Annotated in this window: 13 protein-coding genes; 6 read left to right on the top strand and 7 right to left on the bottom strand. The window is 68.8% G+C overall.

Going from position 1 to position 12633, the window contains the following annotated elements; all coding sequences use genetic code 11:
- Positions 1-11: 11 nt before the first annotated feature.
- Both IU459_RS30960 and IU459_RS38830 read right to left on the bottom strand, forming a co-directional pair.
- The gene (locus tag IU459_RS30960) at positions 12-665 is read right to left on the bottom strand and encodes a DUF2267 domain-containing protein (RefSeq protein ID WP_195133141.1); all 654 of its coding nucleotides are present in this window, start codon (positions 663-665) and stop codon (positions 12-14) included.
- 137 nt (positions 666-802) lie between these two features.
- Positions 803-1045 carry a recombinase family protein gene (locus tag IU459_RS38830; protein WP_228838773.1) on the bottom strand — a complete coding sequence of 81 codons (243 nt, stop codon included), beginning with the start codon at positions 1043-1045 and terminating at the stop codon, positions 803-805.
- Between the two features lie 173 nt (positions 1046-1218).
- Between IU459_RS38830 and IU459_RS30975 the strand changes: the two genes are divergently transcribed.
- Together IU459_RS30975 and IU459_RS30980 are read left to right on the top strand one after the other, a co-directional pair.
- Positions 1219-2037, top strand: a complete 819-nt coding sequence (locus IU459_RS30975) for an SDR family NAD(P)-dependent oxidoreductase (protein WP_195133142.1) — start codon at positions 1219-1221, stop codon at positions 2035-2037.
- 37 nt (positions 2038-2074) lie between these two features.
- Positions 2075-2761, top strand: coding sequence for a carboxymuconolactone decarboxylase family protein (locus IU459_RS30980; RefSeq protein ID WP_195133143.1), 687 nt, complete (start codon positions 2075-2077; stop codon positions 2759-2761).
- Here the strand turns inward: IU459_RS30980 and IU459_RS40540 are convergent.
- The gene (locus IU459_RS40540; RefSeq protein ID WP_195133144.1) at positions 2735-2923 is read right to left on the bottom strand and encodes a hypothetical protein; all 189 of its coding nucleotides are present in this window, start codon (positions 2921-2923) and stop codon (positions 2735-2737) included. The genes IU459_RS30980 and IU459_RS40540 overlap by 27 nt on opposite strands.
- A 134-nt stretch (positions 2924-3057) precedes the next feature.
- Positions 3058-3942 (bottom strand): DUF302 domain-containing protein, encoded by an 885-nt coding sequence (locus IU459_RS30990; protein ID WP_195133145.1) that lies wholly within the window; start codon positions 3940-3942, stop codon positions 3058-3060.
- Between the two features lie 204 nt (positions 3943-4146).
- Here IU459_RS30990 and IU459_RS30995 point away from each other — a divergent pair, with 204 nt between their 5' ends.
- From IU459_RS30995 to IU459_RS31005, 3 genes are all read left to right on the top strand, one after another.
- Complete coding sequence (locus IU459_RS30995) at positions 4147-4629, top strand: adenosine-specific kinase (protein ID WP_195133146.1); 483 nt, start codon at positions 4147-4149, stop codon at positions 4627-4629.
- 130 nt (positions 4630-4759) lie between these two features.
- Positions 4760-7558: an AMP-binding protein gene (locus tag IU459_RS31000; RefSeq protein WP_195133147.1), complete on the top strand. Its 2799-nt coding sequence runs from the start codon at positions 4760-4762 to the stop codon at positions 7556-7558.
- 149 nt (positions 7559-7707) lie between these two features.
- Complete coding sequence (locus IU459_RS31005; RefSeq protein WP_228838774.1) at positions 7708-8088, top strand: hypothetical protein; 381 nt, start codon at positions 7708-7710, stop codon at positions 8086-8088.
- 217 nt (positions 8089-8305) lie between these two features.
- Here the strand turns inward: IU459_RS31005 and IU459_RS31010 are convergent, their stop codons facing one another.
- The 3 genes from IU459_RS31010 to IU459_RS31020 form a co-directional block, all read right to left on the bottom strand.
- Entirely contained in the window at positions 8306-9313 is a 1008-nt protein-coding gene (locus tag IU459_RS31010) for an Acg family FMN-binding oxidoreductase (RefSeq protein WP_195133148.1), read from the bottom strand.
- A gap of 172 nt (positions 9314-9485) precedes the next feature.
- Positions 9486-10475, bottom strand: coding sequence for an Acg family FMN-binding oxidoreductase (locus IU459_RS31015; protein ID WP_195133149.1), 990 nt, complete (start codon positions 10473-10475; stop codon positions 9486-9488).
- Between the two features lie 39 nt (positions 10476-10514).
- On the bottom strand, positions 10515-10793 hold the full coding sequence (locus IU459_RS31020) for a hypothetical protein (RefSeq protein ID WP_195133150.1): 279 nt from the start codon (positions 10791-10793) through the stop codon (positions 10515-10517).
- On the opposite strand from IU459_RS31020, the gene IU459_RS31025 reads away from it, so the two are divergent.
- A complete protein-coding gene (locus IU459_RS31025) occupies positions 10784-12496 on the top strand; it encodes a SulP family inorganic anion transporter (RefSeq protein WP_195133151.1) in 1713 nt (570 codons plus the stop codon). The two genes, IU459_RS31020 and IU459_RS31025, sit on opposite strands and share 10 nt — an antisense overlap.
- The last annotated feature ends 137 nt before the right edge of the window (positions 12497-12633 follow it).

Below are 12633 nucleotides of genomic sequence, written 5' to 3' on the forward strand. Positions count from 1 at the left end.
TGGGCCTGATCTCAGCGTGGGGATGCGGCGGATCCGGTCAGCCCTTCGGCGAGCAGGATGCGGTGGGCCTGCTGAGCGGCGGAAACCCGCGCGGCGTTGTGCGCCTCGCCGCCGACCGGTTCCTCGAGTCCGCGAACCAGCGCCGCCACGGCGTCGGACAGCGCCCGCAGCCGGTTGTCGATGTCGTCGAAGCGGGACGGTTCCGGTTGCGCGACAGCGGCCGCCGTCAACGTGCTGGACAGGTCGGAACCGCGCAGGATGGACCGCAGATTCTCGGGCAGGAGCGCGAACACGTGGTCGAGTTGCCCGGGGGAGAACAGATCGCTGAGCGAGTCGGTGACGGCGCCGGCGAGCGCGACGGCCTCGTCGCGCGAGACGCCTGCCTCCGCGGCGAACTGGCTGAGGAACGACTCCACATCGTGCCGGACGGGGACGTGAGCGGGAACCCAGCCCTCATAGAAGATCCCGCGCAACAGTTCGGGCAGCTGGGCGCTCAGGTGCGCGGCCGCGCTGACGCCGATGCGGTCACGCACCGAGTGCAGCCAGGCGCGCAGAGCGCGATGCGCGAAGGGGCGGTCCTCGGTGCCGAGTCCGTCGGCGACAGCGCGCAGCCACTCGTGTGCGGTGTGGACCGCGGGGGCGAGGGGATCACGGTGATAGCTCATGGGTTCGCCTTTCACGGATGAGTCGAGATGGAGGGGCCGTGGCCGGCGTGTACGGCCATATCGAAGAGCTTGCTCGCGTGCGTTCGGTCGGGTGAGAGGCCTCGTGCCCGTGCCTGTGGGACCATCGTCACCGCTGGTCACATGAGTTCGCGCTGGAATTCCGCCCGTACCGAGAGCATGCCGAACATGACGCGGCCCTCGGCGGTGCCGGTGTCGATGCCCTGCTCGAGGACCTTCAGCCCGGTACCGCGCCGCGGAGCTGCGCACCGAGGGTGTCCGTCGCGGGGGTCGTCGCTCACACGGGCGATTACCGGCTGCTGCGCGGCGAGGATCGACCGCATCCGTTCGGCCACGGCGTCGTTGGTGACCCCGGTGCGCAACAGCGCACCAACAATTGTAGGCCAACAGATGTTGACACGATCGACGCGCGTCCTCTAACGTCAATGCCAACAATCGTTGGCATTGGGGAGTGACAGCAATGGCGGCCGCGCGCCACACCAGGCCGCGCCAGGCATGCCAACTGTTGCCCCCACTCTGAGAGAAGGACCGAACGATGTCGAAGACTGTGCTGGTCACCGGCGCATCCACCGGAATCGGGCGGGCCACCGCCCTGCTGCTGGCCGGCAAGGGGTTCACCGTCTATGCCGGAGTCCGCAAACAAGCCGACGGGGAGGCGCTGGGCCCGGCGGTCACCCCGATCACGCTCGATGTCACCGACCCAGGGCAGATCGCCGCCGCCGCCGAACAGATCGGCCAGTTGGACGCACTGGTGAACAACGCCGGCGTCGGTGTCACCGGACCGGTGGAATTCGTGCCGCTGGACGCACTGCGCTGGCAGTACGAAGTCAACGTGTTCGGCCAGGTTGCGGTCACCCAGGCCATGCTGCCCCTGCTGCGGGCGTCGCGGGGCCGGGTGGTCACCGTCGGCTCGGTCGGCAGCTGGATCACCCTGCCCTTCGGCGGGCCGCTGTGCTCGTCCAAGCACGCGATCCGATCACTCACCGACGCCTTGCGGATGGAAGTCAAGCCGTGGGGCATCGACGTCGTGCTCATCGAGCCCGGCTCCACCCACACCGACGCCGTCGACAAGCTCGAAAACGAAGTCGAACCGCGCCTGGCCTCGCTGGGTACGGAAGGCAGAAAACTCTACGGCGACGCCTACCGCACCATGATCACCCACAGCCTCGAAAACGAGCGCACCGGCTCGAGCCCCGACGTGATCGCCCGCGCGGTCCTGCACGCCCTGACCGCCCGCCGCCCCCGCGTCCGCTACCCCGTCGGCAAAGGCTCCCGGCTGATGAGCACGCTCGGACGCTGGCTACCCCAACGACCACTCGACATCCTGCGCCTGCGTGCGCTCGGCCTGTCCTGAGCACCCCACATTTCGGAGCATTTCGGAGGAAACCGCCATGTCGCAACAGCAACCGCTCGCGGGTGCCGACGCCCTCGTCCAGCTCGACCCCGTTTTCGCGCAGATGGCCATGAGCGCGGGCCACAACCTGTGGAGCCTGCCCGACCTCACCGCGCGCGAGAAGACCTTCGTCTGCCTGACCGCCGACTTGTGCCATCCGCACCTGGGAACGCCGCTGGCCATGCACATCGAGATGGCATCGACCCACGATGTCGACTCCGAATCGATCCGGGAACTCTTCCGGCACCTGGCCCCATATGTCGGCTACCCCATCGTGGTCACCGCGTTCCAACGCCTGACCGAACTCGGCCTGCCCGCCGCCCGCGACGGCCAACCACCGACAACCGCCCCGCTCGACGACACGCTGAACGACATCGTGCGCGAGCTTCGAACCGTTGCCCCGGGACTGGCCGCGTTCACCGAACAGCAGCTCACACAACGCTGGACCCGCCCGGATCTGTCCGTGCGCGAACGAGCGCTCGCCTGCCTGGTCGTCGACATCTTCTACCAGACACTCGGCCCCTCGCTGCAACTGCACAGCCGAATCGCCCGAGCAGCTGGAGCCACCGAGCAGACCTTCGACAACCTCCTGCGCGCCACAGCCGAATTCGGACTCCCTCGTACTTGGGCTGCCGCCCGAGCACTCGCAGCAGCCAGCTCACCCACCGAATCCAGCCATCCATAACGGCTCCGCCACGAGCGTCACCGCCTCGGTCGAAATGTCTTCCGCGGTCAGCGGGGAGATCACCAGCCCGCCGCCGTCCAGGCGCACCGGACCGCTACCGGCGGCCAGGTCTTTCTCCAACTCTTCGACCGAGGTGTGGAACTCGTCGGTGACCTCGGCCAAGCGGGGGGCCAGATCGGCGAATTTGCCAACCAGGCGGCAGAATTCGCGCGTTGAGCGCCCACTGCTGCGGTGTGAGCGCGTAGGCGGCCGGGTCGGCGAGGACCAGGAAGCGGGGTTCGGTGGGACGAGGTCCGTTACGCCGACGCCGGCGCCGAATCACGGAGGCTCTCCAGCGCGGCGGCGAGTAACCGGCGCGCGTCCACGGCAACCGGGCGCAACGCCGGCTGGGTGGTCGCGCGCACGAGCAGATCGGGATCGGTGGCTTCGACGAGCGTTCCGGTGTCGACGGAACGCACCACCACCGTGCACGACAGCAGCAGCGCGGCCTGGCGGTCGGCCGTCAGCGCACGATAGGTGAGCCGGGGATCGCACACGCCGAGGAGCAGGAAGTCTTCGATCTGTTCGCCGATCTGCTCGCGCAGTGTGGCCTGGAGGTCGACTTCCGCGATCACGCTGAGCCCCTGATGCTGCAGTGCGTCTCGGGTTCGGCGCACGGCGATGTCGAACGGCGCGTCGAGACGGATGGCGATTGCCGGTGCGGGTGCCACCGGCAAACGGATCTCCGTGAGCAGCCGCCGCGGATCGGTGACCTCGTCGGGACCGATCAGGTACGCCTCGGTCGGCGGTCCGGTGGTCCGATAGCCGGAGTCGTGCAGCCATTCCCGCAACGCGGTATAGGCGTCGCCGAGTTCGCGGTAACTGCCGCGGTGGCAGGTGCGCGCGACGAGCGTTCCCGGCACCACGACCACCTCCGCGCCGGAACTGGGGCCGAGCTTGGGCGCCGGTTCCACCGGTACGCCGAAATCCACCGCGATCGCCTCATCGGCGGGCAGTTCTTGATGAAAGGTGATCGTCGGCGCCCCGCTGGCGGTCAATCCGGCGCGTTGGGCGATCTGGGTCAGCTCCCGCATTCCCTCGACGATGTCCTCGCCGAGCAGATTCGGGTTCGGCCGAATCTCCCGCGGCACCCGCAGCACCGTCTCCGGTGCCGACTCCACCAGGGCCACCCGGTACTCCATCGAAGCCTCCTCGGTCTCGTGTGATGAGCGTGCGCCGCGCCCGTTGCCACTGCACAGGGGCGAAGGTCCCGCGATGGTGGGCCTTACCGCCGTCCTGCTCCTGACCCGCCCATCCGCGCTATCCGCCAGCAAGGGCAGAAGATCCCGGCACGCCGGGACCTATCGCCCTGGCGGGTGCGACTCGCTCGAGCGCACGCTGTTGCGATGGAGCTGACTGCGGTACGTATAGACAAACCGGAGGATCTCAACGTGATCCTCGGGCAGTCCCACTTCATCAAGACCGTGGAAGACCTGCACGAGGCACTGGTCGGGATCAGCCCGCACCTGCGGTTCGGGGTGGCGTTCTGCGAGGCATCCGGGCCGCGGCTGGTCCGTCACTCGGGAAACGACGACGACCTGATCGAGCTCGCCACGAAGAACGCGGTCGCCGTGGGCGCGGGGCACTCGTTCATCGTGTTCCTGCACGAGGGATATCCGGTCAATGTGCTCAATGCGATACGGCAGGTCCCGGAGGTCTGCGGAATCTACTGTGCCACAGCCAATCAGGTCGAGGTGTTGATCGCCGAGACGGAGCTGGGACGGGGCATAGTCGGCGTCGTCGACGGGACCGTGCCGGTGGGCGTGGAGACCCAGGACGACCAGGAAGACCGCAGGCAGCTACTCCGCCGGATCGGATACAAGCTGTAGCAGAAAAGGGCGGCGGCACCGGGTGGGGACGCGCACACTGGGATCGGAGGACCACCGCACGCGCCGGTGGTCGACGCTGTCGCGGCACGCGGGATGTGACGGGCATGGCAACCGGTGAAGAAGGCGACCTGTGACGAGCTCAGAGCAGGACGAGGACCTACTGCTGGCGGTCGTCCGGGACCTCGTGGCCGAGCGGCACACCGTGGACCGCGCCGCGCGCGCGATGCTCGACAGCGAGTTGGAGCGCGATCTCGGGCTGGACAGCCTCGGCATCACCGAGTTGCTCGACCGCACCGAGCATGCGTTCGGGGTGAGCTTGGAACGAGGCGTTCTCGGCACCGTGACGACGCCGCGTGATCTTCTCACCGCCGTATGCGGCGCGCCTGCGCGGAGCCGCCAGCGGTCGATGCCCATGCGGCACGCCGCACCACCGCGGATCGACCGGACCCCCGCCGCAACCGCCACCCTCTGTGAGGCGCTGTCCTGGCATGCCCGCACCCACGCTCATCGCACCCACCTGCGGATACTCTCCGGAAGAACAAGGGATGGGGAACAGGAGGAGGTCAGCTACGGCGAGGTGCGGTCCGCCGCCGCGACGGTGTCCGCCGCCTTGCTCGCCCGCGAGCTGCACCCCGGCGACAGGGTGGCCATCATGCTGCCCACGGGCCGGGCCTACTTCACCACCTTCCTCGGTGTGCTCCTGGCCGGTGGCGTCCCGGTGCCGGTCTACCCGCCATCACGCCCGTCGCAGCTCGCCGAGCATCTGCGACGTCAGGTGCGCATCCTCGGCAACGCACAGGCTTGCGTGCTGGTCACCGATCCGCAGGCCGCGCGCTTGGCGCGCCTGGTACGCGACCAGGTGGAGCCGGTGCGCCACGTCCTGACTCCGGAAGAATTGGCCGGGTACGGGGAGGCGGAAGGCTCGGTCCGAGGGGCGGACGACATCGCTTTGGTGCAGTACACCTCCGGTAGCACCGGCGACCCCAAAGGCGTGACTCTCACCCACGCGAACCTGCTGTCGAATATCCGGGCGATGGGCGAGGCAGCAGAGGTCGCCACTTCGGACGTGTTCGTCAGCTGGCTTCCCCTCTACCACGACATGGGTTTGATCGGCGCTTGGTTGTCCTGCCTGTACTTCGGGGTGCCGCTGGCCGTGATGTCGCCCTTGGACTTCCTTGCCCGGCCGTCGCAATGGCTTTGGGCCATCCACGCCCAACACGGCACGGTATCCGCGGCCCCGAACTTCGCCTACGAGCTGTGCCTGCGGAAGATCGCCGACGTGGAACTCGATGGGCTCGAGCTCGGGTCGCTGCGGATTCTCTTCAACGGCGCCGAACCGGTGAGCGCGGACACCGTGACCAGGTTCGCCGAGCGATTCGGCGCCTATGGGCTGCGTCGCGAGACCCAGGCCCCGGTCTATGGACTGGCCGAGGCGTGCGTCGGCCTCACCCTCCCGCCTGTCGGCCGAGGGCCGATCGTGGATCGCGTCGACCGCAACCGTTTCCTGCGTACGGGCAGGGCGACCCGGGCCGCAGAGGACGACCCGGATCCGCTCCGCTTCGTCGGCTGTGGCCGGACGATCCCCGATCACCAGATCCGCCTGGTCGACTCGGCGGGAAACGTGCTCGGCGATCGGCGTGAGGGCCGGATCGAGTTCTGCGGCCCTTCGGCCACCGCGGGATACTTCCGCAATCAGCGGGCAACGAAAGCGCTGTTCCGGCACGGCTGGCTCGACACGGGAGATCTCGGTTATCTCGACGACGGCGAGCTCTACGTGACCGGCCGGATCAAGGATCTCATCATCCGGGCAGGCCGCAATCTGCACCCGGAAGAGCTCGAACGGGTCGTGGGCGATATCCCGGAAATTCGCAAGGGGTGCGTTGCCGTCTTCGCGACATCCGAGCCCACCGGCGGCACCGAGCGGCTGGTGGTGTTCGCCGAGACGCGCCAGACCGCGACTGCCGCCCTCGCCCGGCTGCGGGAACAGATCATCGGGGTGAGTGTCGACCTGCTCGGAACGCCCCCGGACGATGTCGTGCTCGCGCCTCCGGGAACGGTGCCGAAAACCTCCAGCGGCAAGCTCCGGCGCGCCGCCACCCGGGAACGCTACGAGCGGGGCGATCTGCGGGCCCGTCCCCGGCCCGTGTGGTGGCAGCTGGTCCGGTTCGCAGCGAGGGGCGCGATCCCCGGCGTGCGACGCGCGGGGAAACTCACGGCAAGCAGGGCGTTCGCCCTGTGGTGCTGGTCGGTTCTCATCGCGGTTGGTCTGCCGACACTGATCGTCGTGGCAGCGGTTCCCGGTCTCGGCGCGCGACGAGCTATCGTGCGCGCGGCCGCCCGCAGCCTCGCCCGGCTCACCGGCACCCGCATCACTGTGGACCGAGCCGAGCGGCTCGCGCGGCTGGGCGCCTGCGTCGTGGTCGCCAACCACGCCAGCCTCCTCGACGGCATCGCGTTGTCCACGATCCTTCCCGGCCGCTTCACCTTCGTGGTCGGTGAGGTATTCGAACGCAAGCCGCTGGTCGGCTTCTTGCTGCGGCGGGCCGGTACTCGATTCGTCGAGCGGACCGAGCGCGAACACGGCGTGGCCGACACCCAGCACCTGATGGAAGCGGCGCGGCACGGCGAATGCCTGGTGGTGTTCCCGGAGGGTGGCCTCTCGCCGGTGCCGGGCCTGCGGCCGTTCCACATGGGTGCGTTCATGATCGCCGCGAAGGCGGGCCTTCCGGTCGTGCCCGTGGCGATCTCGGGTACCCGCGCGATGATGTGGCCCGACCACGGCACGATCATCCGCCGCGGCGTCATCCACTTCGTCGTCGGGGAAGCGATCCTCCCTGCCGGAGACGGGTGGGATGCCGCCATCGGCCTGGAACACGCGGCACGCGCCGCGATTGCCGAACACTGCCGGGAGCCCGACAACACCCGGTGACGCGACCCGCGTGTTCCGTTCGGCAGGCATCCTGATCCGGGAATCTCCGGCCCGACAGGTGGCCGAAGGAGTCGGAATGGGGCCGATCGTCACGGGAATGGGTGATTTCGGCCCTGTCGATGGGCGCCGGCGGCGACGATCCTGATCTCATGACCGACAATTCGAACCTTTCGGCGCCCGAACAGCGGCGCATCGCCGAACAGGCCCTGGATGCGCTGGCGCAACCTACCGAGCAGGTGCTCCTCCAGGTGCGGTGTGGGCGCGGTCATCATGTGGCGACCGTCTTCGATACGTCCGCCGGCGCGGTGTACCGCTCCGTGGTCGGTCCACATGCCCACGGTGATCGCGACTACGTCGATACCGGACATGGCGCCCATGACCGCGGCACACGATACGTCGACCTACTGGCGGCCGCCCCGATCGTCGACGACGGCCTACCCGCCTCCTGCGAATGCGGTCCGCACACACTGTCGCGCGAACGGCTGAGGCAGGCTATTACCCACGACGAGCACACCCTCCAGTTGCCCTGAGACGCGGCACCGGGTAAACACAGCCAGCCTGCAAGCCGCAGCAGTTCAGCAGCGCCGGCGGATAGCAGCCGGCCGATTGCCGAGCCGTACATCACCTCGATCTCGCAGGCCCCCAGGTCGTCGCAACCAGCGTCGAGACAGCCCCGGTGTTGGTTTCGGCATCGGGCTCGAACCGGATTCCGCCGCCACGATGCGGGGTACTGACTTCACAGTCGCCTCAGTGGTGGTCGACGACAGTGAAGATGTCTGTGAGCGGTCGGCGCGGGGTGGGCGGGATCAGCTCGCTGTCCGCGGGTGCGGTCCCGACGCGGACCACCACCTGTGGCGTGGCCGGGCGGGGGATCAGGCTGGTGAGCAGTGTCCGGCCGGTCGGGAGTTCGGTGATATGGGTCAGCGCACAGGTCGCCAGCCCGGCCGCGGTGCACTCCAGCAGCACGGCTGACAGTGCCTCGCCGGTATGCAGCCAGTGGGTGACCGAGTCGCCGTCGGTGCTGAGCACCACCAGCCGCGCGCGGTCTCGGAGCTGCGCGCGGCGCATCGAGTGCGGAGCGGAGGGAAAGACGCGTCCGACACCGACACGCGCGAACTCCGCGTCCGACACCAGTGCGGACGGCGGCACACCTTCAGGTGTGTCCGGATGTCCGGCCCACCACTCCAATTCGGTTTGATACAGCAGGTCGTTGCCGCGTAGGGCACCAGCCTCGGCGGACGCGGCGGCCAAGCGTGGCCGGGCGCTTTCGTCGAGCACGTCGAGTTCGACCTCGTGCGGTGAGCTGAGCATGCGGATCCGGGGCAGGATGTCGGTGAACCCCTCAGGTTCCGCCAAGGGCAGCCGGTCGGTGCGCCGCTGGTCGATGGCGAGCGCTCGAGGGTGAACACCCTCGGGCGGGTCCGGCCACGGCCGGAACTCGATCGTCGCGAGATGATCGGGCCGTTGCGGGTTCGGTATGCGTACCGTGTCGGTGTGCCAGCCACGGTCGGCGAAGACGGTGCGAACGTGGTGCAGCATGGTGCCGCAGCTGATCAGCAACTGGCGGCCGAGCGGGTCGGTCGAGGGCAGCAGCCGGTCCGCGTCGGTGTGCAGGTGCAGGCGGGTACCGTCCAGGATCCAGCGCCACGGCTGGGTATTGTGCACCGACGGTGCACGAGCGGCCAAGCGCAGCGCCGCCAGTATCGTCGGGTGATCAGGTGCCGGAACCGCAGGCGCGTCGTCGTGGGTGGTCATATTTCGAGTGTTCTCGGTGCGCGGGCGCGCGGATACGGGCCTTCCGCCTGCGCGGCGGGGCCGTTGGTCACCTGGGGTGGCCGCGGTTCCCAGCCGAGTCGGTCGGTCGGCGCGGGTTTCGCTGCCAGGCAAGATCTTTGGTTCCATCATCAGGCCGCCCGGGTCGCTGACTTCATAACGCCTTAGGGGGCATGTCGAGGATCTCGGTGAGCGGCCGGCGCGGGGTCGCTGGACCGTCCGGTTCCGGCTCCGGGGCGATGCCGACCCGGACCAGCACCTGCGGCAGGCGGGACTGCCCGGTCAGCTCCCGGACAACGGCACGGCTGCGTGGCACTTCGGTCAGATGGGTCAGCGGACACGTCGCGAAGCCCGCGAGGGTGCATTCGAGCAGGACGGTGGACAGCACCTCACCGCAGCGCAGCAGGTCGTCGGGGATGTCGCTGTCGGTGGACAGTACGAGGATCACCGAGTGGTCGTCGGTGATCTCGCTTCGGCGGTGCGTGCCACCGGCCCCGGGGAACTGACGTCCCACGCTCACTCGCTGCCGTTCCTCCGGGGAGATCAGGGCGTCCCCGGGGACACCGGCGTCGGCAAGCGTGTGCCCGGTCCACCACTGCAATTCGGCGTGGTACCCGGAGTCGTAGCGGCGCAGCGACGCGGTCATCTCCGAGGCGCGGGCCAAGGCGGGCCGGCTGTCGTCCCGCAACACGTCCACCGTGGCATCGGCGGGATCGAAGGTGGTGCGCAGTACCGATTCGAAATCCGACCAGCCGGTCGGCTCTGCGAACGGCAGCCGGTCGGTGCGCCGCCGCAGAATGGCCCCGGCGCGGGCGCGGTCGCCATCGGTCACGATCTGGGCCGGCCGGAAGGCGAGGGTGGCCAGGTGCTCGCGACGGTTCGGGTCGGGGAAACGGGCGACGAGGATCCGCCAGCCCGCCGCGGCCATCGCGACGCGCAGATGGTTCAGGGCGACACCGCAGCTGATCAGCATCTGCCTCCCAGCGGTGTCCGTCGCCGGGAGCATTCGTTCAGGCACGGCGAAAAGCCGCAGCGCGTCCCCGTCGAACCTCCAGTGCCAAGGCTGACTGTTGTGCAGCGACGGCGCCCGGCCGGCGAGCAGGACGGCCTTCTCGATGGTTTCCCCGGTCGGTAGCTCGTTCATACCGCCGACGGTAGGTTGCGACGCCCGTTGCCGGAGGAGTCATAGGTCCCGAATCCGGATGCGAGTGGCCCCGTACCGGGCTGCTGTTACGGACCGAGCCCGTGGGTGCCGACGACGAGCAGGCGCGGGCTTGGATCCGTCGCGCAGGACCGGAATCGATGGCGCCTCCACCAGATCGGTCGTGATGTCCAGCTCGCCGATCGGGGCGGCGGCCGCCACGGCGGATTCGCGGGCGACGGCGAGAGCGTCCCGTCCCACCCGGGCCGAGTTCGGACGCTTCTCGGCAGCCGGTAGGCGATGCTGGAACAGTGTTGGCACGTTCACTCCCTGGCCTCCGGCAATTCGAGGGTTACCAGCGGGCATGGCTTCGGTACGACCTGCTCGCCGGCGTCACCGTGGCCGCGTACCTCATCCCGCAGGTCATGGCCTATGCGACCGTCGCGGGCCTGCCGCCGGTGGCCGGGTTGTGGGCGGCGCTGGGCCCGCTGGCGGTCTACACCCTGCTGGCGACGTCGCGACAGCTCTCGGTAGGACCGGAGTCGACCACCGCGCTGCTCACCGCCGTCGCGCTGGCTCCGCTTGCGCTGGGTGACCCAGGTCGATACGCCGCACTCGCGGCGGTGCTCGCGCTGCTGGTCGGCGCGCTGTGTCTGGCCGGTGCGGCCGCCCGGTTGGGCGTGCTGGCGGATCTACTGTCGAAACCGGTCCTGGTCGGGTATCTGGCGGGCACTGCCGGGATCATGATCGTGAGCCAGCTCGAATCGGTGACTGGAGTGCCGGTCGAAGGCGAATCGATCGTCGCGGAACTGCGGTCTTCCCTCCAGAACCTGGAGCAATGGCATGGGCCCACCGTCTGGCTCGCGACGGCGGTGCTGACGGGACTCCTGGTGCTGGCTTGGCGTGCTCCGCGGGCGCCCGGCCCACTCATCGCGGTTTTGCTGGCGACCGCGGTGGTGGGGGTCTTCTCGTTGGACCGCTTCGGCATCAGGATGGTCGGCGCGATTCCCGCCGGGATTCCGGCGCCGGGCCTGAGTTCGGTCTCCCTGAACGACGTCGCGGCACTGATTCTCCCCGCGATCGGCATCGCGGTGGTCGGCTTCTCTGACAACGTCTTGACTGCCCGGGCGTTCGCGGCCCGCCACGGATACCGCGTGGAAGCGAACACCGAACTGGCGGCCCTCGGCGCGACAAACCTGGCGGCCGGGCTCCTGCACGGATTCCCGGTGAGCTGTTCCGGCAGCAGAACCACGATCGCCGACGCCATGGGCGCTCGGACCCAGCTGTACTCGCTCGTCACGCTCGGCGGTGTGCTCACGGTGCTGCTCGGAGCCCGCGGCGTCCTCGCGGCATTTCCGACCGCGGCGCTGGGAGCGCTGGTCGTCTACGCGGCGCTGCGCCTGATCAACCTGCCGGAGTTCCGGCGTATCGCGCGATTCCGGCGCAGCGAGCTGGTGCTGGCGCTCGGCACGGTCATCGCGGTGCTGGGACTCGGCGTGCTCTACGGTGTGCTCGTCGCCATCGCGCTGTCGATCTTCGATCTGCTGCGCAGGGTCGCCCGCGCCCACGACGCGGTACTCGGCTTCGTACCCGGGCTTGCCGGAATGCACGACGTCGACGACTACCCCAGTGCGAAACCTGTTCCAGGACTGGTGATCTACCGCTACGACGCCCCGCTGTGCTTCGCCAATGCCGAGGATTTCCGTCGCCGGGCGCTTGCGGCGGTGGACTCATGGAGCGAACGCGGAGAAACGTCCGTGTCATGGTTCGTGCTCAACGCCGAGGCGAACGTCGAAGTCGACCTGACCGCGCTGGACGCGGTCGAACAGCTCCGTGCCGAACTGTCCGAACGGGGGATCGTCTTCGCTATGGCGCGCGTCAAACGGGATCTGCGCGACAATCTGGACGCATCGGGGTTGACGGCGAAGATCGGCGAGGCGCACCTGTACCCGACGCTGCCGACCGCGGTCGCGGCCTACCACGCGGACCGGAATGCCGGGTCGGATGGCCCATCCACTGAATGACATCCCTCCGCCGGTCGCCGGAACTGGGTTCCATGCAGGAAGCCGTCGGCGCCACGGTAGAGGCGCATTCTGCGATTTCGCCGAATAATCGTCCGGAGAACCTTGCCGCACCAGTCGGACACCGTCGGCGTGCCCCG

This window comes from Nocardia amamiensis, from assembly GCF_015477605.1.
GTDB classification, from domain to species: Bacteria; Actinomycetota; Actinomycetes; order Mycobacteriales; family Mycobacteriaceae; genus Nocardia; species Nocardia amamiensis_A.

What these genes read in the sequence shown, in the direction of transcription:
- IU459_RS30960 (WP_195133141.1), bottom strand. Translation starts at nt 665, where the DNA reads ATGAGCTATCACCGTGATCCCCTCGCCCCCGCGGTCCACACCGCACAC.
- IU459_RS30975 (WP_195133142.1), top strand. Translation starts at nt 1,219, where the DNA reads ATGTCGAAGACTGTGCTGGTCACCGGCGCATCCACCGGAATCGGGCGG.
- IU459_RS30980 (WP_195133143.1), top strand. Translation starts at nt 2,075, where the DNA reads ATGTCGCAACAGCAACCGCTCGCGGGTGCCGACGCCCTCGTCCAGCTC.
- IU459_RS30990 (WP_195133145.1), bottom strand. Translation starts at nt 3,942, where the DNA reads ATGGAGTACCGGGTGGCCCTGGTGGAGTCGGCACCGGAGACGGTGCTG.
- IU459_RS30995 (WP_195133146.1), top strand. Translation starts at nt 4,147, where the DNA reads ATGGAGCTGACTGCGGTACGTATAGACAAACCGGAGGATCTCAACGTG.
- IU459_RS31005 (WP_228838774.1), top strand. Translation starts at nt 7,708, where the DNA reads ATGACCGACAATTCGAACCTTTCGGCGCCCGAACAGCGGCGCATCGCC.
- IU459_RS31010 (WP_195133148.1), bottom strand. Translation starts at nt 9,313, where the DNA reads ATGACCACCCACGACGACGCGCCTGCGGTTCCGGCACCTGATCACCCG.
- IU459_RS31015 (WP_195133149.1), bottom strand. Translation starts at nt 10,475, where the DNA reads ATGAACGAGCTACCGACCGGGGAAACCATCGAGAAGGCCGTCCTGCTC.